The sequence below is a fragment of the Pseudomonas sp. RIT-To-2 genome (genome assembly GCF_029623465.1).
Lineage (GTDB): Bacteria > Pseudomonadota > Gammaproteobacteria > Pseudomonadales > Pseudomonadaceae > Aquipseudomonas > Aquipseudomonas silvicola.
In genome coordinates this window covers 1-26,812 of record NZ_JAPYKM010000033.1, presented here as the reverse complement: position 1 = coordinate 26,812, position 26,812 = coordinate 1, and the positions used below count along the sequence as shown (strand labels likewise).

The 26,812-nt window shown below is 65.4% G+C and carries 24 protein-coding genes; 8 read left to right on the top strand and 16 right to left on the bottom strand.

What is annotated here, in order from left to right; genetic code table 11:
- Window positions 1–54 precede the first annotated feature (54 nt).
- The 3 genes from QBK88_RS24090 (at window position 55) to QBK88_RS30955 (ending at window position 4,250) form a co-directional block, all read left to right on the top strand.
- Window positions 55–2,352 carry an FdhF/YdeP family oxidoreductase gene (locus QBK88_RS24090; protein WP_277963974.1) on the top strand — a complete coding sequence of 766 codons (2,298 nt, stop codon included), beginning with the start codon at window positions 55–57 and terminating at the stop codon, window positions 2,350–2,352.
- A gap of 126 nt (window positions 2,353–2,478) precedes the next feature.
- Window positions 2,479–3,702, top strand: a complete 1,224-nt coding sequence (locus QBK88_RS24085) for a zinc-dependent alcohol dehydrogenase (RefSeq protein WP_277963973.1) — start codon at window positions 2,479–2,481, stop codon at window positions 3,700–3,702.
- A gap of 92 nt (window positions 3,703–3,794) precedes the next feature.
- Window positions 3,795–4,250: a short chain dehydrogenase gene (locus tag QBK88_RS30955; RefSeq protein ID WP_445764985.1), complete on the top strand. Its 456-nt coding sequence runs from the start codon at window positions 3,795–3,797 to the stop codon at window positions 4,248–4,250.
- A gap of 91 nt (window positions 4,251–4,341) precedes the next feature.
- On the opposite strand, the gene QBK88_RS24075 is transcribed toward QBK88_RS30955, so the two are convergent.
- Window positions 4,342–4,599 carry a hypothetical protein gene (locus QBK88_RS24075; RefSeq protein ID WP_277963972.1) on the bottom strand — a complete coding sequence of 86 codons (258 nt, stop codon included), beginning with the start codon at window positions 4,597–4,599 and terminating at the stop codon, window positions 4,342–4,344.
- Between the two features lie 228 nt (window positions 4,600–4,827).
- Entirely contained in the window at window positions 4,828–5,862 is a 1,035-nt protein-coding gene (locus QBK88_RS24070) for a YVTN family beta-propeller repeat protein (protein WP_277963971.1), read from the bottom strand.
- Between the two features lie 184 nt (window positions 5,863–6,046).
- Here QBK88_RS24070 and QBK88_RS24065 point away from each other — a divergent pair, with 184 nt between their 5' ends.
- Complete coding sequence (locus QBK88_RS24065) at window positions 6,047–7,249, top strand: MFS transporter (protein WP_277963970.1); 1,203 nt, start codon at window positions 6,047–6,049, stop codon at window positions 7,247–7,249.
- A gap of 15 nt (window positions 7,250–7,264) precedes the next feature.
- On the opposite strand, the gene QBK88_RS24060 is transcribed toward QBK88_RS24065, so the two are convergent.
- From QBK88_RS24060 to QBK88_RS24045, 4 genes are all read right to left on the bottom strand, one after another.
- A complete protein-coding gene (locus QBK88_RS24060; protein WP_277963969.1) occupies window positions 7,265–7,681 on the bottom strand; it encodes a response regulator in 417 nt (138 codons plus the stop codon).
- Window positions 7,682–7,774: 93 nt separating this feature from the next.
- On the bottom strand, window positions 7,775–8,776 hold the full coding sequence (locus QBK88_RS24055; RefSeq protein WP_277963968.1) for an SDR family oxidoreductase: 1,002 nt from the start codon (window positions 8,774–8,776) through the stop codon (window positions 7,775–7,777).
- A gap of 24 nt (window positions 8,777–8,800) precedes the next feature.
- Window positions 8,801–8,983, bottom strand: a complete 183-nt coding sequence (locus QBK88_RS24050; protein WP_277963967.1) for a hypothetical protein — start codon at window positions 8,981–8,983, stop codon at window positions 8,801–8,803.
- A 67-nt stretch (window positions 8,984–9,050) separates the two neighbouring features.
- Complete coding sequence (locus QBK88_RS24045; RefSeq protein ID WP_268142151.1) at window positions 9,051–9,227, bottom strand: hypothetical protein; 177 nt, start codon at window positions 9,225–9,227, stop codon at window positions 9,051–9,053.
- Between the two features lie 97 nt (window positions 9,228–9,324).
- Here QBK88_RS24045 and QBK88_RS24040 point away from each other — a divergent pair, with 97 nt between their 5' ends.
- Window positions 9,325–9,972: an SMI1/KNR4 family protein gene (locus QBK88_RS24040; RefSeq protein WP_277963966.1), complete on the top strand. Its 648-nt coding sequence runs from the start codon at window positions 9,325–9,327 to the stop codon at window positions 9,970–9,972.
- 135 nt (window positions 9,973–10,107) lie between these two features.
- On the top strand, window positions 10,108–11,295 hold the full coding sequence (locus QBK88_RS24035; protein ID WP_277963965.1) for an MFS transporter: 1,188 nt from the start codon (window positions 10,108–10,110) through the stop codon (window positions 11,293–11,295).
- Window positions 11,296–11,418: 123 nt separating this feature from the next.
- Here QBK88_RS24035 and QBK88_RS24030 read toward each other — a convergent pair whose 3' ends face one another.
- A complete protein-coding gene (locus QBK88_RS24030; RefSeq protein ID WP_277963964.1) occupies window positions 11,419–11,754 on the bottom strand; it encodes a winged helix-turn-helix domain-containing protein in 336 nt (111 codons plus the stop codon).
- 52 nt (window positions 11,755–11,806) lie between these two features.
- On the opposite strand from QBK88_RS24030, the gene QBK88_RS24025 reads away from it, so the two are divergent.
- Window positions 11,807–12,898, top strand: coding sequence for an NADH:flavin oxidoreductase/NADH oxidase (locus tag QBK88_RS24025; RefSeq protein WP_268142147.1), 1,092 nt, complete (start codon window positions 11,807–11,809; stop codon window positions 12,896–12,898).
- A 44-nt stretch (window positions 12,899–12,942) separates the two neighbouring features.
- Here the strand turns inward: QBK88_RS24025 and QBK88_RS24020 are convergent, their stop codons facing one another.
- Window positions 12,943–14,298, bottom strand: coding sequence for an LLM class flavin-dependent oxidoreductase (locus tag QBK88_RS24020; protein WP_277963963.1), 1,356 nt, complete (start codon window positions 14,296–14,298; stop codon window positions 12,943–12,945).
- Window positions 14,299–14,557: 259 nt separating this feature from the next.
- Here QBK88_RS24020 and QBK88_RS24015 point away from each other — a divergent pair, with 259 nt between their 5' ends.
- Window positions 14,558–15,778 (top strand): DUF1835 domain-containing protein, encoded by a 1,221-nt coding sequence (locus QBK88_RS24015; RefSeq protein ID WP_277963962.1) that lies wholly within the window; start codon window positions 14,558–14,560, stop codon window positions 15,776–15,778.
- A gap of 49 nt (window positions 15,779–15,827) precedes the next feature.
- On the opposite strand, the gene QBK88_RS24010 is transcribed toward QBK88_RS24015, so the two are convergent.
- Genes QBK88_RS24010 through QBK88_RS23975 form a run of 8 tightly spaced genes read right to left on the bottom strand, consistent with a single transcriptional unit; the run spans window position 15,828 to window position 26,400 of the window.
- Window positions 15,828–17,438: an ABC transporter ATP-binding protein gene (locus tag QBK88_RS24010; protein WP_277963961.1), complete on the bottom strand. Its 1,611-nt coding sequence runs from the start codon at window positions 17,436–17,438 to the stop codon at window positions 15,828–15,830.
- Window positions 17,435–18,235 carry an ABC transporter permease gene (locus QBK88_RS24005; RefSeq protein WP_268142143.1) on the bottom strand — a complete coding sequence of 267 codons (801 nt, stop codon included), beginning with the start codon at window positions 18,233–18,235 and terminating at the stop codon, window positions 17,435–17,437. The genes QBK88_RS24010 and QBK88_RS24005 overlap by 4 nt, the downstream gene beginning before the upstream one ends.
- A complete protein-coding gene (locus QBK88_RS24000; protein ID WP_277963960.1) occupies window positions 18,235–19,203 on the bottom strand; it encodes an ABC transporter permease in 969 nt (322 codons plus the stop codon). The genes QBK88_RS24005 and QBK88_RS24000 overlap by 1 nt, the downstream gene beginning before the upstream one ends.
- Window positions 19,200–20,786, bottom strand: a complete 1,587-nt coding sequence (locus tag QBK88_RS23995) for an ABC transporter substrate-binding protein (RefSeq protein ID WP_277963959.1) — start codon at window positions 20,784–20,786, stop codon at window positions 19,200–19,202. The genes QBK88_RS24000 and QBK88_RS23995 overlap by 4 nt, the downstream gene beginning before the upstream one ends.
- The gene (locus QBK88_RS23990; protein ID WP_277963958.1) at window positions 20,783–22,126 is read right to left on the bottom strand and encodes an LLM class flavin-dependent oxidoreductase; all 1,344 of its coding nucleotides are present in this window, start codon (window positions 22,124–22,126) and stop codon (window positions 20,783–20,785) included. The genes QBK88_RS23995 and QBK88_RS23990 overlap by 4 nt, the downstream gene beginning before the upstream one ends.
- Window positions 22,127–22,136: 10 nt before the next feature.
- Window positions 22,137–24,596 (bottom strand): TonB-dependent receptor, encoded by a 2,460-nt coding sequence (locus tag QBK88_RS23985; RefSeq protein WP_277963957.1) that lies wholly within the window; start codon window positions 24,594–24,596, stop codon window positions 22,137–22,139.
- 1 nt (window position 24,597) lies between these two features.
- A complete protein-coding gene (locus tag QBK88_RS23980) occupies window positions 24,598–25,560 on the bottom strand; it encodes an ABC transporter substrate-binding protein (RefSeq protein WP_277963956.1) in 963 nt (320 codons plus the stop codon).
- A gap of 9 nt (window positions 25,561–25,569) precedes the next feature.
- On the bottom strand, window positions 25,570–26,400 hold the full coding sequence (locus QBK88_RS23975) for a class II aldolase/adducin family protein (protein WP_277963955.1): 831 nt from the start codon (window positions 26,398–26,400) through the stop codon (window positions 25,570–25,572).
- Window positions 26,401–26,812: the final 412 nt, after the last annotated feature.

Here is a 26,812-nt window from a genome sequence, read left to right as displayed (position 1 = left end):
CCATCACCTCGGCGCACGCTTCGTAATAGCACGAAGCTCGCCGAGGACCCTGCCATGCAGCTGTTTCACCCCACACCCCGCTACAAGCCCTACACCCATGCATCCGGTGGTTGGGGCTCCGCGCATTCGGTCATGACCATCCTCTGGCGCGAGCAGGCGTTGCAGCGGGCGCCGCTGGCACTGCTGCGCCAGAACAAGCCCAAGGGGTTTGCGTGCGTCGGCTGCGCCTGGGCAAAACCTGGCGACCCCCATGCGCTGGAGTTCTGCGAAAACGGCGCCAAGGCCACCGCGTGGGAACTGACGTCCTACCGGACGGGGCCGGAATTCTTCGCGCAGCATACGCTGACCGAATTGCGTACCTGGACCGACTACGCCCTTGAACAACATGGCCGGCTCACCCACCCCCTTCGGTACGATGCGGCCACCGACCGCTATCTCGTCACCACCTGGGAGCAGGCCTACCAGGAAATCGGCGGCCACCTGCGCCAACGTGTGCCTGATGAGGTGGTGTTCTATGCCTCCGGGCGCGCGTCGCTGGAGGCGTCGTTCATGTACCAGTTGCTGGCGCGGGCGTACGGTACCAATAACCTGCCGGACAGCTCGAACATGTGCCACGAAAGCACCTCGGTGGGCTTGCAGGAGAGCATCGGCGTACCGGTGGGTACCGTTACCCTGGCGGACTTCGAGCACACCGATTGCGTGTTTTTCTTTGGTCAGAACGTGGGCAGCAACAGCCCCAGGATGCTGCATCCGCTGCAGGAAGTACGCAAACGCAAGGTGCCGATCATTACGTTCAACCCCATTCGCGAGAGGGGGCTGGAGCGTTTCGTCAACCCACAGTCGCCCATCGAAATGCTGGGGCCCGAATCAACCGTCATCAGCACTCAGTATCACCAGGTCGCCATTGGCGGCGACACCGCGGCAGTCATCGGCATCGCCCGCCACCTGCTGGAGATGGACAGGGTGGCGATCGCAGAGGGACTGCCGGCAGTCCTCGACCATGCGTTCATCGCCGAACACACCCAGGGCTTCGAGGCGTTCGTGGCCGAGGTCGAACGCCACGACTGGGCCGAGCTTGAGCACCGGTCGGGGCTGGACCGCAGCGCCATGGAGGCGGCCGCCACGGTGTATGCCCGCAGCCAGCGGGTGATGGTGGTGTATGGCATGGGCATGACCCAGCATCGGCACGGGGTCGAGAACGTGCAGATGCTGGTCAACCTGTTGCTGCTGCGCGGCAACCTGGGCAAGCCGGGCGCCGGCATTTGCCCGGTACGCGGCCACTCCAACGTGCAGGGTCAGCGCACGGTGGGTATTACCGAAGACCCGGCCAAGGTGCCGGTGGACAAGATCGAGCAATTGTTCGGCTTCACGGTACCGCAGCGTAAAGGCACCAGCACCGTCGATGCCTGCGCCGGGGTGATCGATGGCAGCATCAAGGCCTTTATCGGCCTGGGCGGCAATTTTTTGCGGGCGGTGCCGGACACCCAGCGCATCGAACCGGCCTGGGCGGCGCTTGAGCTGCACGTGGAAGTCGCGACCAAGCTCAACCGCACACACCTGGTACCCGGTAAACGGGCGTGGCTGTTGCCCTGCCTGGGCCGCATCGAACTCGACAGCCAGGACGGCGTGGTGCAGACCTACAGCACCGAAGACAGCACCGGCTGCGTGCATGGCTGGAAAGGCACCAGCGCGCCCGCCGGCGAGCACTTGCGCTCGGAGGTAGCAATCATCGCCGGCCTGGCCGAGGCCACGCTCGAGGGCCGCACGACTATCCCGTGGGGTGCCTGGCGCCGCGACTACGCCCTGGTTCGCCAGGCGATCAGCCAGGCCTACCCGGAGATGTTCCATGACATGGAAACCCGCATGTGGGAGCCCGGCGGTTTCCATCGTCCCTTGCCCGCCAGCCAGCGGCAATGGCAGACCGATTCGGGCAAGGCGCAGTTCACGGCCCCGCGCAGCCTCGACGAAGACAGTGATGTGGCCGTCAGCCCGCAGCGTCGCGACGTGTTGCGGTTGATGACGATCCGCAGCAATGACCAGTTCAATACCACCGTATATGGCTACGATGACCGCTTTAGAGGGGTGAAAGGCACCCGCAGCGTGATTTTCCTCAACCCCAACGACGTGGCCCGCCTGGGCCTCGCGGCCGGCGACTGGGTTCGGCTGCGTACCGCCGTCGAGCCCGAGGTGCGCCGTGAGGTCGGACCGTTTCAGATCATCGCCTACGACATACCTGCCGGCTGCGCGGCGGCGTATTACCCGGAATGCAACGCCCTGGTACCGCTATGGCACCACGCTGAACGCAGCAAGGTGCCAGCGGCGAAGTCGGTGCCCATCACCCTGCACCGCTAAGTGCGCCCGCTGCGGGTGCCCCTGGCGGGCGGAGCACCATCAATCGCCTGTTCCTCGAGTGTTTTGAACTTCGCGGCTGCCCGCCTCCTCTGCACTTAAAGCCACCCACCAAAAGGCAGACGCACCATGAGAGCATTGACGTACCACGGCGCACACGACGTAAAGGTCGACACCGTTCCAGACCCGGTCATCGAGGCGGCGGATGACATCATCCTGCGGGTGACGGCGACAGCGATCTGCGGATCGGACCTGCACCTGTTTCGGGGCAAGATTCCCACCGTGGAGCACGGTGATATATTCGGGCATGAGTTCATGGGTATCGTCGAAGACGTCGGCAGCGACGTGACCGCCGTTCAGCGCGGCGACCGCGTAGTCATTCCGTTCGTGATCGCCTGCGGCAGTTGCTTCTTCTGCCAGCACGACCTCTTCGCCGCCTGCGAAACCACCAATACCGGGCGCGGAGCCATCATCAACAAGAAGGCCATCCCGCCAGGCGCCGCGCTGTTTGGCTTCAGCCACCTGTATGGCGGCATTCCCGGTGGCCAGGCGGAATACGTTCGGGTTCCCAAGGCCAATACCGGCCCGTTCAAGGTGCCCGGCACCCTGTCGGACGAGAAGGTGCTGTTCCTTTCCGACATTCTGCCCACTGCTTACCAGGCGGTAACCAACACCCAGATCGGCGCAGGCTCCAGCATCGCCATCTATGGTGCCGGGCCCGTGGGCCTGCTGTGTGCGGCGGTGGCCCGGATGCTGGGTGCCGAACGCATCTTCATGGTCGACCACCACGCCTACCGGCTGGCCTACGCACAACAGGCCTATGGCGTCATCCCGATCAATTTCGATGAAGACGATGACCCCGCCGACACCATCATTCGGCAAACCCCGGGGTCGCGCGGCGTCGATGGCGTCGTGGACGCCGTGGGGTTTGAAGCCAAGGGCAGTACCACTGAAACCGTGCTGGCCACGCTGAAACTGGAAGGCAGCAGCGGCAAGGCCCTGCGCCAGTGCATCGCCGCGGTGCGCCGGGGCGGCGTGGTCAGCGTGCCCGGGGTGTATTCGGGATTCATCCACGGGTTCCTGTTTGGCGACGCATTCGACAAGGGCCTGACCTTCCGCATGGGGCAAACCCATGTGCAACGCTACCTGCCGGAACTGCTGGACATCATCGAAGCGGGCAAGCTGACCCCCGAAGCCATCATTACCCACCGCATGTCCCTTGAGCAGGCGCCGGAGGGCTACAAGATCTTTGACAAGAAAGAGGAAGACTGCCGCAAGGTCATCCTCACGCCGGGCAAAGCCGGGATCGAGATCCCCGTCTCGGACGACGTCGTCGGCCTGCCGGTTTATTGAGGCACCGATGCTCCCGTGGGCGCTGGCAAACCAGCGCCTGCAGGTGTCGAGGGTATTTCGCTGGACCAGAACAACAACAGGAGACTACAGCCATGATCGACTCAGCGACAGGAATGCGAGCAGGCGAACGCTACACCGTAGAAGGCCATGACAACGCACATCGCTTCACCGGTTTTTTCCTTGATGGCAAGTACTACTTGAGCCCCGAACTGCTGACCGCGGTCGGCTGGCTGGAGGGGCAGCAGTTTATCTACGACGAACTGGACGCCACCGGCGCCCCGGTCTACACAGATCGCATCGCGGGCGTTATCGAGGACCTGACGTTGACCCTCGTCGAGGGCGCGGCGCTGAAGTTGCAGGAGCAGCGGTTCATTTCTCATGACACGCCTTCGGATAGCGAGCCAAGCGCCGAACACGACGAGCACCCAGATCCCGACCCGGCTGCGACGAAGGCATCGCCGGCCGCCCTGTGGGGCGCAGTGGGTGCGGCGTTCATCGTCGGCGTCACACTGGCGCGCTTGCTCACCCAACGTTACCGCCGCCGGTAAAGTCAGGGGCGTGGCGCAACCGTCAGGCCAGCACCAAGGCCAGGCCTGCCCGGGCCCTGAACCTGTCAGGGCCGTGGCAGCAGCCTGTTTCTCAATAACGCTGGTACTGCGAGCCAAACTCCTTGCGCACTTCAGCCACATAAATCACGCCCTGACGGTCCATGTGCTGGCGCGGCAACACATGCTCACTGCCGCTCTCGGCCATGCGCAGGTTGTGGTCACGGGCGTGCTCGGCGCCATCCTGGGCAACGGTGGCGCGCTCATGGCTGGTGACGGTCTGTGGGGTGGCGAACGCGCTACCGGTGGCCAGAAGGGACAATGCGAGGGTGAAGGTCAATACAGGTTTCATGGTGGAGCTCCTGATGAGGTTGGGAGAACATGGAGCCCACTTTACGGCCACCGGGCCGGATGGAAAAAACACCTGGCGGCATAGTGAATATCGATGCGGCTGATGCCATCCCATGTCACTCGACAACGGCTCACTCAGGTGGAACGTCTGGCCCAGCTCGCTGCTCGGCCCCCCCTGCTCCCGTGAAAACCCCTGGCGGAGGCGACAGCCGCCAGGGGTTCCAGCCCATCACGCTTGCGGCACGAGCGCCAGCGCATCCGGTTCCGGGCCGGCCGGCCAGCGGGCTTGCACGGTCCAACTGGCTGTATCGATCACCGCGACTTCGTCGCCACCGCTAATGGCCACGTAGGCGCGCTTGCCGTCATCGGACACCACGGCGCCAATCGGCAGCGCCGCCGCCCCCAGCAGGGTCTGGCGGTACTTGGCACCCTCGAAAGCCAGGTTGACCCGCTTGACCTCGCGTTTCTGCGCCACGTCAATGACCGCCAGTTCCGCCGATTTCGCGCAGGTCACCAGCGCATACTTGCCGTCGGGCGTCATCACGATGCGAATGGGAAATGCGCCGGTCTTGATCCGGTCAGTCACTTTCAATGTTCGGGTATCGACAATCGCCACGTCATTGTCTTCGCGGTTGCTCACCCACACCTGGGTGCCCGCCTGGTTGATGGCGATACCCTCGGTGCTGTTGCCGGTCGGCACCGTGGCGATCTTGCGCTGCCGAGTGAGGTCCACCACCGACAGGCTGCCGCCCTTGACGTGCGTGACGTAGGCGCGGTCGGCGCTAGGCGACAGCACGACCATGTGCGGCTGCCCGCCGCCAATGGCGATGCGCTGCAGCACCTTGCCTTGTTCCAGGTCGACTACCAGCAGGCGCTCGCTGTCCTCGGTGGTAACCACCACGCGGCGATTGTCCGGGAAGAAACGAATACCGTGGGGGCGGGAATCCTGGCCCAGGTCAATGGTACGTACCACCTTGCGCGAGGCCCAGTCGATCACGCTCAGGCGGTTGTTGGCGACGCCTTGGGCGCCATAATTGCCGACCACCGCCAGCCGCCCATCGGCGGCGACGATGACTTCGTGGGGGCCCGTACTCACGGGCAGGCGAAGCACCTGCTTGCCGTCCTCCAGGCTCAGTGCCGACACACTGGCGCCGTCCTTGTTGCCGACCAGCAGCAGGTCATCGGCCTGGGCCAGTGACGCTCCGGCCAGCAGCAAAGCCGCCAGGCAGGTACGGTTGAACATCGTGCGGGGTGCGTGAGGCATGTTCATCTCCTTGGGGGTCGAGGTCCTTGCAACGTGCATCGGTTGTGACCCCCAAGCGTCGCGCAGAGTTCGGAAACAGACACGTCGGGCGGGCCCTGGCGGCCTCCACCATGGTCTGGCTGGACCGCGGCGCACGCGCACGGCATGCTGACGGCCCTCCATCTCTGCTGACCAAGGACATCGCGTGAACACCGCTACCCTGCCCCCACGCCCGGGCCCTGCCCGAATCGCCCTGCTGGGGGTTTTGCAAATCCTCTCCTGGGGAGGCTCGTTCTATCTGCTCGGCGTACTGGCCGACCCCATCGCGCACGACACCGGCTGGTCCCACCAATGGGTGCTGGGCGGCGCCTCCATCGGCCTGTTGGTGGCCAGCCTGCTGTCGCCGCTGGTGGGGCGCCTGATCGCCCGGGTCGGCGGGCGCAAGGTGATCGCTGCCCATGGCCTGATCATGGCCGTGGGCCTCGCCATGGTGGCCCTGGCGCCGAACCTGGCGGTGTACCTGTTGGCGTGGGTGGTGCTGGGCGCGGCCATGGCGACTGGGCTTTATGACGCGCTGTTCACGTCACTGGGCGCCACCTACGGAATGCAGGCGCGCCCTATCATTGTCGGCGTGACCCTGATTTCCGGCTTCTGCACCACCGTGATCTGGCCGTTGCTGGCGCTGATGGTGCACCTGCTGGGCTGGCGCGGCACGTGCGGCGCGTTCGCGGTGCTGGTGCTGGTGGCGCTGTTTCCGTTGTACCGCTTTGCGCTGCCGGCGCACGTCGCCGCCCCTGCTCCTCATCAGGCTCAACCTGAACACAGCGAGCCTCTGTCGCCGTCCATCTATTGGGTAATGACGGCCCTGTTCGCCATCGCCGCCGCGCTGATGACCTGCATTTCCATCGTCCTGCTGACGGTGTTGCAAGCCCGTGGGCACAGCCTGGCATCGGCCATTGGCCTGGCCGCGCTGGTGGGCCCCGCCCAGGTGTTGTGCCGGGTAATCGACCTGGTGCTCAAACGCCAGGCACCGCTGTTCACCGCCCTGCTGTCCAGCGGCATGACGGCCATCGGCTTGCTGGTGGTGGACTTCGCCCCCAGCCTGGTCGCCTGGGGGCTGGTGTGCTACGGGGCGGGCAACGGCCTGCGGGCGATCGTCAAGAGCACGCTGCCCTTGGTGGTGGTGCGCCCGGCCGATTATGCCGTGGTGTCCGGGCGCATGGCGCGCCCGGCGTTGCTGGCGCAGGCGGTCGCACCCATTGCATGCGGTTACTTGATTTCCACGCTGGGCAGCGAAGCGATGATCCATATGCTCACCGCATTGGCCTTGCTGGCATTCGGGTTGTGCCTGTGGCTGGCACGGCTGATCGACCAACGCACGGCGTCCACTCGGCAAGCGGCGCATTAAAACCCGTGCAAAGCGTCAACCTGCGGTTTTGTGCAGCGCGACGCCTGGCTGCACCAGGCCGGCGATCGTGGTCACCAGACCATCGAGCGACCACGGCTTGAGCAGGTAGACAATGTTCGGCGCCAGCGCCGAGACATCCAGCAGGTAGCCGGAGGTGAGAATGATGCCCACGTCCGGCCACCTCTGGTGAACCATGGTCGACAGCTCCATGCCCTGGATGGTGCCCGGCACCCCATGATCGGCGATGAGCAAAGCGAACGGATTGTCGGGCTTCAGCATGTAGATCAAGGCGTCGTCGGCATTGTCGAACGCAACGCAGCGTGCGTTGAGCTGTTCAATGATGTCGACCATCAGCTCCCGAAGTATCGGGTCGTCTTCGATGACGATGACGTCGCCTTGAATCGGTTGCAGCTCCTGCCATTGAATGTCCACGACACCCCCGCTTGCGTTAGAGGCGTCGAGTGTTTCACCAAAGGGGGTGGCGGTCGATGCTAGCTATCCGCCATCCCCACCGTGGAGCATGGGTCAAGGCTGCCCGGCGCCACCGGAGGCGCCAAATACCTGGCCGGTCACGTAGGTGGATTTAGCAGAGGCCAGTTGCACGTACAGCCCGGCAATTTCCGCAGGCTGCCCCGGGCGTTTCAACGGTGTGTCACTGCCGAATGACTTGAGCTTGTCCATGGTCTGCCCGCCGCTGACCTGCAACGGCGTCCAGAACGGTCCCGGGGCCACCGCATTGACGCGGATACCCCGGTCAGCCAACTGCTTGGCCAGGCACTTGCTGAAGTTGGCGATCCCGGCCTTGGTCATCGCGTAGTCCAGCAGGTTCCTGGAGGGGTCGTAAGCGTTCACCGAGGCGGTGTAGACAATGGCTGCGCCTTCCGGCATCACTGCCACCGCCGCCTTGGTCACCCAGAACATGGCGTACAGATTGGTCTTAACAGTCCAATCGAACTGTTCGTCGGGGATATCCAGGATCGAATCGTAACTGTGCTGGCGGCCAGCATTGCTGATCAGAATGTCGAGGCCGCCCAAGGCCGTATTGGCTTGCTGCACCAGGTTGCGGCAAAAATCCGGGTCCCGCAGGTCGCCGGGGATGGCCACGGCCTTGCGGCCGGCACCGCGGATCAACTTCACCACTTCCTGGGCGTCGGCCTCTTCAGTGGGCAAGTAATTGATCGCGACATCGGCCCCCTCGCGGGCGAAGGCGATTGCCACAGCGCGGCCAATACCGGAATCGCCACCGGTGATCAGCGCACGACGCCCTGCCAACTGGCCCGAACCTTCATAGCTGTCTTCACCGTGGTCTGGCCGCGGGTCCATCTTGCTTGCCAGGCCCGGCCACGGCTGGGACTGCTCGGTGAACGGCGGTTTGGGAAAACCACCCTGGGGGTTGCGCAACGGTGCCGCCGCCGGCGCTGCGCCCGGCGTCGCCGATTGGGCCAGCGCCGGTGCGGTAAACCCTACAGCGGCGGTGATGGCCGCACCTTGCAACAAGTAGCGACGTGAAGTCTTGAATTCATCCATGTAAAGGCTCCTGGGTGCCACGGGTTACTGATTGGCTTTGGACGGCTCGCCCTGTGGCGTGGCCTCGCCCGTTGGCGCATCCGGTTTTTGCATTTGCACCGACGCCTTGCTGCGGTCAGCATCCTTGGCGGGGTGGTCGGTTTCATTGAAGCAGCCGTGCAACATCAATACGCAGCACGCCAGGCCCAGCAATTTCAGAGGGTTCATGGTCCGATCTCCTTGTGTGACGGGGTTATCAAGGGAGACGGAGGGGCAGTGAAAAGTTCAGCCGAATTCAGCGGGCTGGCGCCTGCCCGGTTTTGGGCGTCACTTCCCGGGCGGTCTCCTGGGCCGTGGAGTCACGCGTGCGGTCCTTGGGGGTATCGGCACGGTGGGCATCGTTGTCGCGCTCTACTTCGCCCGGGGGGTGGGCGCGGTCGGGGTTCTGCCCGGAACGGGTCGGCTTGGTCATGACAGTGGTTCCTTTTCATGGGTGGCTTACGTTCGTCCCCGACGTCACGCTTGACGTTCCGCTGGGCCGTCAGGTTGGCAGACAAATGGTGCCTCGCATGAGACCCTTGCACGCCAATCATCGCCCGAGCCCTGAACGTATGGACACGCCCCTGATCGACACCTACCTGGCTGGCCTGCGCGCCGCCCTGCCCGCTTATGCCAAGGCCGCGCTGGCCACCGCGACGGGCGCGTCCCGCGCGCAACTGGACGACGTGCGGCGCCTCTACCCTCAGTGCCCCACTACCCTGCTCGGGCTGCTGGCCCGCATCAACGGCACCTACTGGCAGGAATATGCCGGCGAGAAGATCCAGGTACTGATGCTGGGGTCCGACGTTTTCGAGTACCCCTATTACCTGCTGTCCGCCGAACAGATCATCGAAGAAGGCACACGCCACCGACGCAGCATCGCCGAGATCTACGCCGGGTACCTGGACGAATACCCCGACCTGGTGGACCCACGCATCGACATGGCACTGCCCATGAACCAGCGGCTGTGCTTCTCCCACTGCATGAACAACGGCGGCACCTCGCAGCTGTTCATCGACTTCAACCCCACCGCCACGGGCCGGGTGGGCCAGGTCGTGCGTTTTTTGCATGACCCCGACAGCTACGCGGTCATCGCCGATGATTTCGACCAGTACCTGCAGGGCCTGATCGACGGGCGCTATGCATTCATCATCGACTATGGGGATGAGGACGAGTGACCGGGGTGGTATCCGTCCCGTTGCCCCTCGACTGAGTGGAACTATCGCGCAAATGGCTGTTCTAGACGCCTTCACCGCCCATTCGCTATCATCGGCGGTTTGCCTTTTCGCACTGACTTGAGAACGGAACGACGCATGTCCATCCAGCAAACACCCGGGCATGTACTGCCCGCTCGCGCCGCCGCCAAAATGGAGGCGGCCATGGCCGTGGGCAGCTTCGCCATCGGTACTGGCGAGTTCGCCATCATGGGCCTGATGCCCGACATCGCTACCAACCTGCACCTGAGCGAACCCCAGGTGGGCCACGCCATCAGCGCGTACGCGCTGGGGGTGATGGTGGGTGCGCCGCTGCTGGCCATCCTGGGCGCCAAACTGCTGCGCAAGCACATGTTGTTGCTGCTGATGGCCCTGTATGCGCTGGGCAACCTGGCCACCGCGTTCACCCCCAGTTTCGGCGCACTGGTGGCGTTCCGGTTCATCAGCGGCCTGCCCCACGGCGCCTTCTTCGGTATTGCCGCGGTGGTGGCCTCGAGCATGGTGCCAGCGAACAAACGCGCTGGCGCGGTCGCACGTGTGATGATGGGCCTGACCCTGGCGATGCTGCTGGGCAACCCCATCGCCACGTTCCTGGGGCAATTCTTTGGCTGGCGCTCGGCATTCGCACTGGTGGGCGCCATCGCCCTGTGCACCATCGCTCTGGTCTGGCGTTATGTGCCGGACCGCCGCGACGAACCACGCAGCGACCCACGGCGTGAATTGCTCGCCTTCACCCAGCCTCAGGTGTGGATGGCGCTGGCCATCGGTGCCATCGGCTTCGCCGGGATGTTCTGCGTGTTCAGCTACCTGGCACCCACCATGCTTGACGTCACCCACGTAACGCCCGAGTGGATTCCCTTCGGCCTGGCGGCATTCGGCGTGGGCGGCATCATCGGCAACATCGCCGGTGGCAAGCTGTTCGACCGCATGGGCTTCCGGGCAGTAGGGCTGTTGCTGGTGTGGTCCATGGCCGTGCTGCTGTTCTTCCCGTTCGCCGCCGGCTCGCTATGGGGCGTGATGCTGGGCATCGGCCTGGTGGGCACCATGGTGGCCTTGGCGTCACCGCTGCAGATCCGCCTGATGGACATCGCCCATGAGGCCCCGAGCCTGGCGGCGGCGTCCAACCATGCCGCGTTCAACCTGGCCAACGCCCTGGGCCCCTGGTTTGGCGGAATGGCGATCACCGCGGGCCTGGGCTGGACCAGTACCGGCTACATCGGCGCGGCGACCGCGTTGGTGGGGTTGGGGCTGTACCTGGTGGCGCGCCGGATGAAAGGCGGCGACTGAGGCGCCACACCGTCCTGCAGCGGGCCTGGCCGCGTCCAAGGCCATTGCAACCCTGTGGAACCGGGCGAAGCTCGGGAAGAGGCCTACAAAGGCACACGCCCGCTTGGAGCAGCCACAAGCCTTTCACCGCTGGGCCAGGATGCTGCCGAGCAACCCCGGGAACCGCCCTTCCAGCGCCTCGGCCCGCAACGAGTTCATGTGGCTGGTGCCCACACTCCGGGTATGCACCAGCCCCGCTTCGCGCAGCACGCGAAAGTGATGGGACATGCTGGATTTCGGCCGCCCACCGTCCAGCTCGCCGCAGCTGGCTTCAGCCACGTTCGCCAGGCAGCGCACAATGCCCATGCGCACAGGGTCGCTCAGTGCATAGAGCAAACGTTCGAGGGTGAAGTCTTCAGGATTGGGATGGGTATAGGCTCGCATGGAGCACATGATATCGAGGCTTCCATAAAATGCCATTGTTCGATTATGATCGAACAACCGAAACTAGTCCACTTCCTGGAGTCTGCACATGTCCGCACTGTTTGAGCCCTTCACCCTCAAGGACGTTACGCTGCGTAACCGCATCGCGATTCCACCGATGTGCCAGTACATGGCCAAAGACGGCCTGGTCAACGACTGGCACCACGTGCACCTGGCAGGCCTGGCCCGTGGCGGCGCCGGCCTGGTGGTGGTCGAAGCGACTGCCGTAGCCCCCGAGGGCCGTATCACCCCCGGTTGCGCCGGTATCTGGAGCGATGAGCACGCCCAGGCGTTCGTGCCCATGGTTCAGGCGATCAAGGCCGCGGGCTCCGTCCCCGGCATCCAGATTGCCCACGCCGGCCGCAAGGCCAGCGCCAACCGCCCGTGGGAAGGCGACGACCACATTGCCGAAGGCAACCCGGCAGGCTGGGACACCCTCGCCCCTTCCGCCATCGCGTTCGGCGCCAACCTGCCGAAAGTGCCCAAGGCCATGACGCTGGACGATATCGCCCGGGTTCGCCAGAACTTCGTCGACGCCGCCCGCCGCGCCCGCGACGCAGGCTTTGAGTGGATCGAGCTGCACTTTGCCCATGGTTACCTGGGCCAGAGCTTCTTCAGCGAACACTCCAACCAGCGTACCGACGCCTACGGTGGCAGCTTCGACAACCGTAGCCGTTTCCTCCTGGAAACCCTGGCAGCCGTGCGTGAAGTCTGGCCCGAGCACCTGCCACTGACCGCACGTTTCGGCGTGGTGGAATATGACGGTCGCGACGAACAGACCCTGGCCGAATCCATTGAACTGGCTCGCCGCTTCAAGGCCGGTGGCCTGGACCTGCTCAGCGTCAGTGTCGGCTTCACCATCCCTGACACCAACATCCCATGGGGCCCGGCGTTCCTTGGGCCGATCGCTGAACGTGTGCGCCGCGAAGCGGACCTGCCGGTCACCTCGGCCTGGGGCTTCGGCACACCGCAACTGGCGGACGGCGCGTTGAAGGCAGGCCAGCTGGACCTGGTCTCGGTGGGCCGCGCGCACCTGGCCGACCCGCACTGGGCGTACTTCGCGGCCAAGGAACTGGGCGTAGACAAGGCGTCCTGGACACTGCCAGCACCTTACGCGCATTGGCTGGAGCGCTACCGCTAAGCGAGTCGTTACCCTGCAGCACGCGGCCGTGAGGCCGCGTCTTGCTACGGTTTTTTTTCGGGCGAAGCCTGATCGGCAGTAAAGAACCGGTTCGCCGGCCGCGCCAACCCCAGGTTCTCGCGTAACGTCGCGCCCTCATACTCTCGCCTGAAAATCCCCCGCCCCTGCAGTTCCGGCACCACCTTGTCGACAAAATCGTCCAGCCCACCCGGTAGCCACGGGAACATCACATTGAAGCCATCACTGCCTTCGCGGTCCAGCCATTCCTGCATCTCATCGGCGATCGTCTGCGCGGTACCCACGAACGCCAATCCTGCATAACCCCCCAGGCGCTGGGCCAGCTGCCGCACGGTCAGCTGCTCGCGGTCGGCAAGGGCCAGCACCCGCTCACGGCTGCTCTGGCTATCGTTGGTCTGCGGTACTGGCGGCAGGAAGGCGTCGGGGTCAAAGCGTGATGCGTCGGTGCCCAAGGCGATGGACAGCGAGGCAATCGCGCTCTCGTAATGCACCAGGCTGTCGAGCCGCGCGCGGGTTTCGCGGGCTTGCTGCACGGTATCGCCCACCACCACAAAGGCCGCGGGGAGGATTTTCAACTGGTCGCGTTCACGGCCCAACGGTGCCAGGCGGGCCTTGACGTCAGCGTAGAAGGCCCGGCCTTCTTCCAGGTTGCCGGGTGCGGCGAAAATCACATCGGCGGTCTCGGCGGCCAGTTGCCGACCTGGCTCCGAAGCGCCAGCCTGGACGATCACCGGCCAGCCTTGCACCGGCCGGGCGATGTGCAACGGGCCGCGCACCGACAAATGCTCGCCGCGGTGGTTGAGGGTATGCAACTTGGCTGGGTCAAAGTACTCAGCAGTGGCCACGTCGCGGGTGAAAGCATCGTCGGCCCAACTGTCCCACAGGCCAGTGACCACGTCATGAAACTCACGGGCACGGGCGTAGCGCTGGTCGTGGTCCAGGTGCTGTTCCAGGCCAAAATTCAGGGCTGCATCGGGGTTGGAGGTGGTCACGATGTTCCAGCCGGCCCGGCCGTTGCTCAGGTGGTCCAGGGAAGCGAAGCGCCGGGCAATATGGAAGGGTTCATCGAAGCTGGTGGAAGCGGTGGCCACCAGCCCCAGGTGTTCGGTGGCCTGGCTCAGGGCCGACAGCAGCGTGAAGGGTTCGAAGGACGTGGCGGTATGGCTGCGTTTCAGGGCATCGAGCGGCATGTTCAGCAGGGCCAGGTGGTCGGCCATGAAAAACGCGTCGAACTTGCCCCGTTCCAGGGTCTGTGCCAGGCGCTTGAGGTGCTGGAAATTGAAGTTGGCGTCTTTCCAGGCGCCGGGGTAGCGCCAAGCGCCAGTATGAATGCTCACGGGGCGCATGAAAGCGCCGAGTTTCAGTTGTCGGGCGGTGCTCATGGGCAAGGTTCCCTGTGCCGGTGCAAAAAGTGCCAGCTTTGCGCGTTGCGCCCGGCTGCGTCCAATAATCGAAAATGCGCGCTTATGCGCCACTGCTATAAGCACGGTGGCTCGAACGGGATGTTTACCTTATAGTGACTGCCCGGCGTTATCCACGCCGCCATCCGCGGAAAGGGCTGCGCCCAGGATTGTTCATGCGTTTTTCTGTCATCACGACTCCCCGACCTTGAAGCGGACCCAGGTTGCCCAAGGAGCTCGTATGCCTGCATCTTCCAACGACGGCCGTATCAACCTTGAACAGCAGCGCAAGCGTGCCAAGGACCTTCTGCGCCAACTGAAGGCCGGGGCCGATGCCTCGGCACCACCGACACTTGCCCACGCTCAGTGGCTGACGGCCCGGGAACTGGGCTTCAGCAGTTGGCCGAAGCTCAAGGCCCACGTCGACGCCATCGACTTCGCCGCCCGCCACCCAGGCTTTGAGGCCAGCGATGAGGCCAACACCGGCCACTGGCGCTGCGGCAACGACATTGCCCACAGCTTGCAATTGGCCGGTTTTCGCGGCGCCTTTCACATGCTCAGCGACCCCCTGTGCATGGGCCCGGTCCAGGACTTGGCGCCACAACCGTATCGGGCATTGCGCAGTGCCTTCATCTGCCAGACATTCGATGTTCCGCTGGCCGACGCTTTGCAGCGAACGCAGAATGAATACAACGCGCTGGCGCGACTGGCAGGCCCCGGCCACAACGTGCTGTGGTGCGAGGCCGATGCCTATGACCAACTGTTTCTGATCCGTGCCCTGGCTGGGCTCCCGCAGGTGCCTGAACGCCTGGAGCTGATCGAAGTACGGCAGGTGCCGGGCGTGCAGCGTTTTATCGGCATCGGCCAGCTGGCGCCGGACCTGCTCGCCTGGCTGTGGCCGCAGCGTCGCCCTGTGGACGCCGCCATGCTTGCCCTGGCGCGTCAGGCCTGGCAATCCTACTGTGCGCCTTCCCCCCTGGCCCTGGCGGACCTGGCACGCGAAGACCATCTGGCGCTGCCCCTGTTGGCCCCGGCGTTGCGTCGCCAATTGCAGGAACTGCCGGGTATTGCCGATGGCCTGTCACTGACCGAGCGCCTGGCGCTGCACTACATCCACGAAGTGGGCGCGGTGACGATCGGCCGGGTGTTTGCCGAACTGATGGGCCGACGCGAACCGCTGCCTTACCTGGGCGACCTGATGTTCCATGCCCTGCTGCGGCCCTTGATCGATGCCAGGCAACCGCTGTTGAGTGAACAATCGCCGCAATTGCCTTGGCCGCACCGGCCGGTGGGGTTGACCGCCTTGGGTGAAAGGGTCCTCGCCGGCCAGGCGTACTGGCCGGACCACAGCGACCGAGAGCGCTGGGTAGGTGGCGTAGCGATCAGGCCGGGCCAGGCCCATTGGGCGATAGATGCCCAGGGTATCCCCGTGTGGCGGCCTGCCCGAGCACGCCCTCAGTAGGACCCGGCGCCAGATCGGGAAGGGCACCGTGCGGGACTGCGGTGCCCGGCTACAGCTGCGGCACGCCTACCGCGGCCCCCAGCAGCCCCTGCGTGAACCCATGCACCGGCCGGCTGAATACCTCCTCGCACACCCCCTGCTCCACTACCCTGCCCCCCTGCATCACCACCACGCGGTCGGAGATGCGCCGCACCACGGCCAGGTCATGGGAAATGAACAGGTAACTCAACCCCAGCCGCTGCTGCAATTCATCCAGCAGTTCAAGAATCTGCTGCTGCACCAGCACGTCCAGGGCCGACAGCGGCTCGTCCAGCACCACCAGTTCCGGCTCCAGGGCCAGGGCGCGGGCGATGGCCACGCGCTGGCGCTGACCGCCCGAGAGGCTGTCAGGGCGGTTGTCGATCAGGGTGGCAGGGACATGCACCTGGGCGAGCAAGTCTGCTACCCGTTGCCGGCGCGTGGCCGCGGTGCCCACGGCAAAGGCTTGCAGGGGCTCGCTGATGATCTGCGCCAGGCTCAGGCGCGGGTTCAGCGACGCGTAGGGGTTCTGGTACACCACCTGGATCTGCCGCCGCAGTTCGCGCCAGTCGCGCCGCGAAGCACCCAGCAGTTCACGGCCATTGAACCGCACCGAGCCCCCATCGGCGCGCTCCAGGCCCAGCAACAGCCGCGCGGTGGTCGACTTGCCCGAACCCGAGGCCCCCACCAGGCTGGTGGTCCCCCCACGCGGCACCTCGAACGACACGTCGTCCACGGCAGGCGGCCCGGGTTGGCGCCAGGTTGCAAAACTCTTGTGCAGGCCACTGACCTCCAGTATCGGGGCCAGCGCCCATTGCGCCGGTGAGCGCTGGCGCACACAGGCCGCCTGGGCACTGGGGGCCGCGGCCAGCAGCGCCCGCGTGTACGCGTGCCGCGGCTGGCGCAGCACCTGCGCCGCCGCGCCGCTCTCGACAACACGCCCGCGGTGCATTACCAACACCCGGTCGGCCCGCTGCAAGGCCACGTCCAGGTCATGGGTAATCAGGATCACTGCCGCCTGTCGCTCCTGGGCCAGCCCCTGCAGGCAATCAAGCACCTGGCGCTGCACATTGACATCCAGCGCGCTGGTAGGCTCATCGGCGATGACCAGTGCCGGGCGGTTGGCCAGGCCCATGGCCACCAGCACCCGCTGGCGCATGCCGCCGGACAGTTCGTGGGGGTAGCGCCGCGCCAGTTGTTCGACAGCGGGCAGCCCCACTTCGCGTAGCAACCCCAGGCTCCGGTCCCGGGCAACGGCACGTGGCAGGCCGTGCACGGTCATGGCCTCGACCAGTTGGGCGCCGACGCGTTTCACCGGGTCCAGGGACAGGCCCGGGTCCTGGGGCACGAAGCCGATCTGCACGCCGCGCACCTGCTGCCATTGCCGCTCACCCAGGCCCAGCAGCTCGCGCCCATCGAGGCGAATGCTGCCGCCACGGACCCTGGCACTCTCGGCCAGCAGGCCGACCAGGGCTGCCGCGGTGGTGGACTTGCCGGAACCCGACTCGCCAACGACCGCAAGCACCTCGCCGGCGTGCAGTTCGAAACTTATGCCGGTCACCCCGGGCACATCACCCTGGGCACTGTGATAGTCGATGTGCAGGTTGCTGACCTGCAGCAACGGCGTGGCCTGGACGCTCATCGGTAAACTCCTTGACGGGCCTGCAAGGCCCTGGCCAGTTGGTTGGCGGCAATGACCACCGCAGCCACCACCAGCCCGGGGAGGCCGGTGTACCACCAGGCCGTGACCATATAGTTGCGGCCCTCGGCCACCAGCAGGCCCCATTCCGGTTGCGGCGGTGGTGCGCCAAAGCCCAGGAAGCTCAGGGCGGACACCGCCAGTACCGCGCTGCCGAACTCCAGCGCGGCCAAGGCCAGCACCGGCCCGGCCACTGGTGGCAGAATGTGGCGGGCAATGACCGTCCAGGGTCGCACCCCGCAGGCGCTGGCAGCTTCGACGAAGGTGCTCACCCGCCAGCGCAGGACTTCGCCGCGCACCAGGCGGGCAAAGCTGGCCACCGCCGACAGGCCCACGGCCAGGGCGATATTCAAGGTGCCGAAGCCCAGCACCGTGATCACCGCCATGGCCAGCAGCAGCGCCGGAACCGCCATCAGCACCTCCACCAGGCGCATCAGGCCGGCGTCCAGCCAACCGCCAAAGAAGCCACTGAGCACCCCCAGCACAATGCCGCTGGCCAGCGCGATGAGCACCGCCAGCAAGGTCGCGCGCAATGACAGGCCGGCGCCATACACCGTGCGGCTGTACAGGTCGCGCCCCAATTGGTCGGTACCAAACCAGTGCTGGGCGCCCGGTGCCTGCAAGGCCTGGGTCGGTACCCCCAGCAGCGGGTCGGCATGGCTGAACAGCCCCGGCCACAGGGCCCAGCCCACGGCAGTCAACAGGATGGCGATGGCCAGTACCAGAAAAAGTCGTTTCATCAGCGTTTCCCCAGGCGTGGATCGAGCCAGGGGTACAGGGCATCGACCAGCAGGTTGACCAGCACGAAAATCACTGCCGCCAGCACCACCACCCCCTGCACCATGGGAATGTCCTGTACGCTGACCGCTGCTTGCGCCAGGCGCCCCACCCCCTGGCGGGAAAACACGGTTTCGGTGACCACGGAGCCGGCCAGCAGCGAGCCCACGATCACCCCCGCCAGGCTCAGCACAGGGATCAGCGCGTTATGCAGAATGTGCCGGCAGACCACCCGGGGCCAGCCTAGCCCCTTGGCCCGCAAGGCTTCGACGAAAAGCTGGCGCTGCACCGTCGCCATGGACCGCAGCAGCACCTGGGCGATGATCGCAGCGGTGGGGATGGCCAGGGTCAGGGCCGGCAGCACCAGGGCCGGCAGGCCACGGTTACCCATGGCCGGAAACCAGTGCAGGCCGAAGGAAAAGCCCTGCAACAGCAACAGCCCCAGCCAGAACGTGGGCAACGACACCGCCAGCGCCGGCACCCCCAGCAGCGCATCGCGCAGCCATGCCACCCGCGTCAGGCTGGCAATCAACGCCAGGCCCACGCCCAGCAGCAACGCCAGCGCCAGGGCGGCGAACGCCAATTGCGCGGTGGCTGGCAGCGCCTGCAGCAGCGCCCCCGCGACGGGCTGGCCGGTCTGGATCGAATGGCCGAAGTCCAGGTGCAACGCCCGTTCCAGCGCCAGCCCGTATTGCACGATCACCGGTTGGTCCAGGTGGTACTCGGCCCGTAGCCGCGCCACCTGGGCGGCATCGACGCTGGTCTGCTCGCCGCTCTGGTTGAGCATGATGCTCACCGGGTCGCTGGGCAGCGCGTACAGGATCACGAATGACACACTGAACGCCGCCCACAGCACCACCCCCGCCTGGGCCAGGCGGCCCAGCCAATAGCGCACCGCACTGGCCAAGGCGCGCTGCGCCAGGCGGGTCATGGCTGCACCCAAGTGTCGAAGAATTGCAGCCGCGACGAGGCCTCATAATGCAGGCCGTGCACCTGCTTGCCCTGGGCCAGCACCGTGGCCAGTTCGACCAGGGCGATGGCGTGCCCGCCCTCGATCAACTGCTGGCTGGCCTGATCCACCAGCGCCTGGCGCTTGCTGGCGTCAAGGGTGGCCGCCGAGTCCGCCAGCAACGAGTCGATCTGGCCGGGTTGGCGCACGCTGACGTTATAGCCTGGCGCCTGGAACACGGTGCGCAGCACATCCGGATCGGCACGGGTCAGGTTGAGAAAGCGCACGCTGTAGTCCCCGCTGGCCTGCAGCGCGGTGGTCTGGCCGAGGGTAGTCTTGTTCAGGCGCAGCTCGATGCCCACCTGACGCAATTGTTGCTGTACCAGTTCCAGAATCGGCACGGATTGCCAGTAGTCGAGTTTGAACGACAACCGCTGGCCATCCTTGACCCGGATACCATCGCTGCCCGGCACCCAACCGGCCTCATCCAGTAACCGCCCTGCCCCCTGCGGGTCATGGGCCAGCAATGCGGAGAAGTCCCGATACAGGGGTGTACTGCTGGCCAGCAAGGCACTGGCCACCTGCTGGTAATGGGAAAGAATGGGCTTGAACTGCTGGCGGTCGATGGCCTTGTTCAGCGCCTGGCGCACGCGCAAGTCACTGAACAGCGGCGTGGATTCATTGGGCGCCAGGATGAACACCACGCCGGGGTTGGCGCGGCTGAGAATTGGCAGGCCCTGGCTTTGCAAGGCGGCCTCGTCCTGAGGCGCGACACTGGTGTTGACGTCGATCTGCCCCGACACCAGGCTGCCCAGGCGCACCCCCGACTCCGGGATGATCAGAAAGTCGATGCCCTCCAGCCAGGCCTGGTCGGTGTGCGCAGCCAGCGCCGATGGCCAGCGGTAGTCGTCACGCCGTGCCAGGGACACCACCTGGTTATGCACGAATGACTTCAGGGTGAACGGCCCCGAGCCCACCAGCTCGCCCTGGCACCGCTGGGCCGGTGCCGTGGCCAGGGTGCGGGCGGCCAACACGCCCAGGCTCATGGTCGAGGTGGCCTGCAGAAACTGGGCATTGGGCTGGGCGAAGCGCACCACCACGGTGTGCGCGTCGGGTGTGTCGATACCGGCCAGGCCCGCCAGGTAGGTGGAGCCCAGAATGGCCCGCGCACCCAGTTCAACGATGCCTTGCAGGTTGGCCTTCACCGCCGCGGCATCCACGGCTGTGCCGTCACTGAACGTCACGCCCGGGCGCAGGTGAAACGTGAATTGGCGATAGTCGGCGGACACATCCCAGCGCTCGGCCAACCAGGGTTTGATGGCCCCCGTGGCCGGGTCCTGGTCGGTCAGCGAGTCCACCAGTTGCCGGCCCACGTTGAGTGCCGTGTTGTTACCCGCCTGTTGCGGGTCGATGCATTGCGGGTCACCGTCCAGGGCTACTTTCAACACACCCCCGCGGTGCGGCGTGCCTGGCTGGTCGGCGCTGGCCACCGGCGCGTGGGCATCACCGCAGGCGGCCAGCGCCACGGCCAGCAGCGACACGGCGAAAGGACGAAGCAGGCTCATGAACGGCCCTCGGCGCGGCGGTTGGCAATAAAGGGCAGCCCGAGGTTTTCGCGCAGGGTCTGGCCTTGGTACTCGCGGCGGAACAGCCCACGGCGTTGCAGTTCTGGTACCACCTGTTCGGCAAAATCACCGATGCCCTGGTGCAGCCCGGAGAACATCACGTTGAAGCCGTCGGCGGCGCCGGCCTCGAACCACGCCTGAAAATCGTCGGCGATGCTTTCGGGGGTACCGATCAGGATGCGGTGGCCACCAGCGGTCAGCTTGTTGAACAACTGGCGCACCGTGGGCCGTTCGCGGCGGATCAGGTCGAAGACCAGTTTCTGCCGGCTCTTGTGGGTGTTGGTGTCGAATTGCTCGGGCGGCAGCGGCACCACGGCGTCGAACGGCAGCTCGGACAGATCAAAGCCCAGGCTGGTGAAACGCGAGATCGAACGCAGGAACGAAGGCGGGTCCAGCAGCGCCTGTTGCTGGTCATAGCGCGCCTGGGCCTCCTCAAGCGTCCGGCCCACAATGGGTGACACGCCGGGCAGTACCTTCAAGTGGTCGGGGTCGCGCCCCAGGGCGGCGGCGCGCTGCTTGATCTCGGCGTAAAACGCCTGGCCCTGCTCTACCGTGTGCTGGGCGGTGAAAATCAGTTCGCCTGCCCGGGTCGCCAATGCACGGCCTGCGTCGGAGGAACCAGCCTGGGCAATCACCGGGTAGCCCTGCACCGGGCGCGCGGCGTTCAGCGGGCCACGCACCTGAAAATGCTTGCCGTGGTGGTTCAGCACATGGAGCTTGTCAGTGTCCAGAAAACGGCCGCTGGCCTTGTCCTGGATAAAGGCGTCCTCGTCCCAACTGTCCCACAGGCCGGTGACCACGTCGTAGAACTCCTCGGCGCGGTCGTAGCGGTCGGCGTGCAGCACATGGGCGTCGCGGTTGAAATTCTCGCCACCGCCCAGGGACGTCACCAGGTTCCAGCCTACCCGGCCGCCGCTCAGGTGGTCGATATTGGCAAACTTGCGCGCCAGGTTGTAGGGCTCGTTGTAGGTGGTGCTCGCGGTAGCGATCAGGCCAATGCGCTGGGTGCTCAGGGCCAGCGCAGGCAGCAGCACCAGGGGGTCCCAGCGCACGCTGTTGGGCCCGTGGGCCAGCACGTCCAGGTCGGTGTCGACGTTCACCGTGTCGTTGAAAAACACGGCATGGAAACGCGCCGCTTCCAGGGTCTGGGCCACCCAGCGAAAGTGCTCGAAGTCGCGGAACGAGTCTGCCGCCGCCGAGGGGTGGCGCCAGGCGGCGCCCATGATGCCGGCGCTGGGAATGAAGGCGCCGAGGATGATCTGCTTGTGCGCTGTGCTCATGTGCCACTCCTCAGAAGTTGTAGGTCAGGCGCGTGTACCAGAAGCCGCCGTAAGGGTCGAACGGCGAGATGCTGCCGAATTTGGGAAAACCGTTGACGTCCCCCTGGGGGTAGGCGTTGTTGTCGGCGCGCACGTCGAACAGGTTGTTGGCGCCCACCGCCAGGCTCAGGTCCTTGGTCACGGCGTAAGCCACCTCAAGGTCGGTGAGCCACTTGGCGCCGTAGGTCACGTCGTACTGAGGGTTGGTGTCGCGGGCGGTGACCTTGTCGTAACGGGTCACGGCGCCGGTGACGGTGAACTGGCCGATCTCCCAGACGCCACTGAGGATCAGCTTGGTCTTGGGGTTGGCCACGGTCAGGTAGCCCTGCGCCACGCGGTCGAACAGCGCCAGGTTGCTGCCGGCGGCGGTGAGCGCCGCCGGCGTGGACTTGATGCTGTCGATCTGCGTCTTGTTCCAGTTGAACGCCACGCCATACTTGACGCTGCCGTAGGCGCCGTAATCCACCTTGTAGTCGGTCACCAGGTCCAGGCCACGGGTCGTGGTGTCGGCGGCGTTGGTAAAGTATTTGACCTGGTAACCGGGCTTGTAGCCGTTGGCGACCAGGATCTGATTGACCCCGGCGCCGGACAGGAAGCCGGTCAAGGCGATGCGGTCGTCGATCTTGATCTGGTAGGCGTCCAGGGTCACGCTGGCCGCCTGTATCGGCTGCCAGGTGAAACCCAGGCTGATGTTCTGCGATTTTTCGGGCTTCAGGTCTTCGGCGCCCAGGGCACGGGCCAGCGCCGAGTCGACGCGGGCGGTCTTGGCTTCGACGAACTGCGACACACCGTTGACCGAGGTGTACTGGTTGGACGTCTGGGCGTACACCGATTGCGACAGCGAGGGAGCGCGAAAGCCGTTGCTCAACGTGCCACGCAAGGCGAAGGTCGGTGTCAGGTCGTAACGCAGCGACAGCTTGCCGCTGGTGGTAGTGCCCGAACCGTCGTCGTAGCCTTCGAAGCGCCCCGCGGCGCCCACGTAGAGTTTCTCGAAGGGGTTGAAGCCCACGTCCAGGTAGCTGGCATAGCTGTTGCGGCTGGCCTGGCCGGCGTCTTCGGGCGTGAGGGTGATGGCGCCCTGGGCACCTACGGCGGCGGGCTGGCCGGCCAACGGGCCACTGGGGTAAATGTAGCCGCCGTTGATGTACGACAGCGGGTTGTCGGACTCGGTCTTGTAACGCTCATGCCGGTGTTCCAGGCCCCAGGACACCTGGGCTGGCTTGCTCAGGCCAACATCGAAGGCACGGGTGACGTCCAGGTTGTTGGTCCATTGGTCGAACGTGCTGCTGTAGGTGTTGAAATGGGTCGGGCTGCTGGGGCCCAACGAAGCGTTGAGGGTCTTGTCGGCCCCGGACTGGGCATCATCGCGGCCGAAGGTGGAGCTCAGGTCCCAGCTCCAGCCCAGGGCCTGGCCCTTGGCACCCGCCGCTGCCTGATAGTCATCCTCCACCAGGGTGTAGAACGGCGCGGTGCCGTCGGGGTAGATCTGCGGAATGATGTTGGTCGAGTTGGGCCGGCGGTAGTTCTGCCCGCCTCGGGCGTCACGGTGGCTGTAGGTGGAAAACGAATACAGGGTGACATCGTCCAGCGGTAACTCGGCGTTGTAGGCGACCTTGATGTCCTTGATCTTCGGCAGGCCGTTCTCCTGCACTTTGCGGTCGGCGGTGGCGTCGCGCGGGTCGGCGCTGCCGTCCGGTTGCTTGTAGTAGAAGCTGCCAGTGGCGTCGCGCGAACGCACGGCGGTCTGCTGCGATTTGGCGTCCAGGGAGAAGTTGATGAAACCGTCGTTGGGCAGTGCCGCACCCTGATTGTAAGTCTGGCGCAGGATGCCGCCATCGCCCTTGGCCGCATAATCACCGTAGGAAGTACTGACCGAACCACCATGGTCCTGTTGCTTGAGGATGATGTTGATCACCCCGGCGATGGCGTCCGACCCGTACTGGGCCGAGGCGCCGTCGCGCAGCACCTCGATATGGTCCACGGCGCTGACCGGGATCATGTCCAGGTCCACGGGGTTGGTGCCGTAGGCCGCCGTGGAGTCGAGGTTGATCACCGCGCTGTTGTGACGGCGTTTGCCGTTGACCAGCACCAGCACGTTGGAGCCGTTCAGGCCTCGCAAGCTGTAAGGCCTGGCGATGCTGTCGTTGGAACTGCCGGAGGGCCGCTGGGAGAACGACGGCAAGGCCTTCTGCAAGGCGCCGCGCAGGCTGCCGCTGCCGGTTTTCTCCAGTTGCTGGCCGCTGATGACATCGATAGGTGCGGGGCTGCTGGTCACGGTACGGGACTCGCTGCCGCGCGAGCCGGTGACGATCACCGTGCCCAGGGTGTCATCACTGTTGGTATCGGCGGCGGCGAACATCGGCTGCAGGGCGTAACCGGCCAGCAACAGGGGGGCGAAGCGGAGGGTAAGACGCGAGGAATGCGGGGTCATGTCAAACGCTCAGAAGTTGATTGAAGTCGTGGCGCCACAGCGGTCGGACGTCGACGGCGCGGCGAATCAATTGCTGGTCATGAAACAGGTCGGCGACGTGCTGTTGCGAAGCGATGGCCGTGTCATCCACGGCGACCACCTCGGCCGGCTGGCTGCGCTGGTGGAATTGCTGCAGGTACAGCTCGCGGCTGATGCCGGTCAGCTGCGCGCTGCGGTCGGCCCAGGCGTCCGGGTGCGCCTGTATCCAGGCCCAGGTAGCACGCTCGCGCTGCAGGAAATCGCCGATGCGCGCGCGGCGCACGGGGTCGGCCAGGGCAGCGTCGTTGGTGGCGATCAGGTAGTTGCCGGCGTAGTAACCCGCCGTCCCCTCGAGCATCTCGCCATCCATCATCGTCGCGGCCCGAAGCCCGCTAATGCCACCAGCCACCAGCGCGTCGATGTGGCCGTTCTGGAAGGCGATCAGCGCGTCCTGCATGGGCATCGGCACCGGCACCACGTCGCTCAAGGCCAGGCCGTTGTGCTGCAGCAGGTTGAGTAGAAACGCCTGGGTGTTGGTGCCGCGCACGAAACTCACGCGCTTGCCCCGCAGGTCACTGATGTGCTGGATGCCCGCCGTCTTGTTCACCACCAGGCGCGTCTCGTTGGCGTCACCACGCACCACGGCGATCAGCTTGATCGGGGCGTTGGCCGCGGCAGCGAACACGGGCGGGATCTCGCTCATGTAGGCGTAGTCCAGGTGGTCGCTGGCCAGCGCCTCGATGACGATGCTGCCCCCGGCGATATCCGCCCACTCCACCGGGTACGGCAGGTTGCCCTGCCCCGCGAGGTCGAGAAACGACGGCACCAGGCCCTTGTAGCGCCAGACCCGCAGCCCCGGCCCGGTGGCCATTGCGCGGCCCGCCAGGCAGCCCGCGCCCAGCGCCAGCCCCGCCTGCAGCACGCGGCGTCGAGAGAAATGCGGCATGGTGATTCCTCAATCCAGCAGGTCGGGTTGTTCCAGGCGGATGCGGTCCCACAGCGGCAGGAAGTTCAGCCAGGCAAAGAACTCATGGCGGGCCTTGTCGCCACTGTCGGCCGGGTCGAGTTCAGGCACCACGGGCGTGCCGGCGGCATACGCCAGCAAGTGCGCCCGGGCCGTGTCGTCGGCGAGAATGAAGCGCCAGGCGGCACTCTCCACGGTCTGGCCCACGGCCCACAGCCCGTGGTTTTGCCACACCAGCAGGTTATGGTCGGCAAAGGTCTCGACAAACGCCTGGCTGACCCGGTCGCGGTCCTGCTCCAGGCGCCCGTCGGCGGCGCGCAGGGCATGGCGGTCGAAAATCACCTGGTCATTGATGAAGGCCCCGGACTCGGCGGTGATGGGCTGGAACAGGCGGCCCTGGGACGACCACACCCGGCCATGGAAACCGTGCACATGGGCGATGCCCACCACCTCCGGGCGCGCCTTCTGCAGGTCGTAGTGCAGTTCGAGCGCACTGGTGTTGAGCACGCCCTCGCCTTCCACGACCTGGCCATCACCGTCCACCCGCAGCAGGTGTGAGACGCTGATCTGGCAAAACGGCACGCCCAGCGGGTTGATCCAGTAGTGGTCGAGCTCCACCGGGTCGCGGGCGGTAAAATGCCCCGCTACGCCGACCTCGAAGCCTAATTGGGCAAACAGGCGATAGGCCGCTGCCAGCCGCTGCTTGCGGTGCAGGCGTTCCTTGAGCGGGTCTTCGTGACGCACCGGTTGGCGCAGGGCCAGGCGGTTATTGTCCTGGGGCAGGCTGTAGATGCCTTGGGGGAACGACGGATGTTGGCTCATGGTGACAGACTCGGGTTGTCTCCTGCCGGGGCAGGTGCTTCTTCGGCGCAGCCGGGTCCGCTGGCAAGGGCCAGGGGGCTGCGATGGCGGTGGCGCGAAGCAGTCGGGTGGTCAGGTTTGCATGGTGTACCCCTCGCAGGTCAGGAAGCAGACAGGCTCTCCTCCACCGTGCGGGGGTCGGGATGAACGCTTGGGCTCAAGCGTGTATCAACATTATTCGTCTAAGTATCAGTAGTAAAATTCTGATTAGTTATATGCTAATTAATATTTATTAAATCTTCATTGTGTTATCAGCTATTTGCATTTCCACTCATTACCTTGGGAGGCTGCACATGAATATCGGCTGCTCGGCATTCCAACTGCCAGCCTCGAACACATCGTACGCGAGGACCTGTTAGCCGAGCTGTGCCCC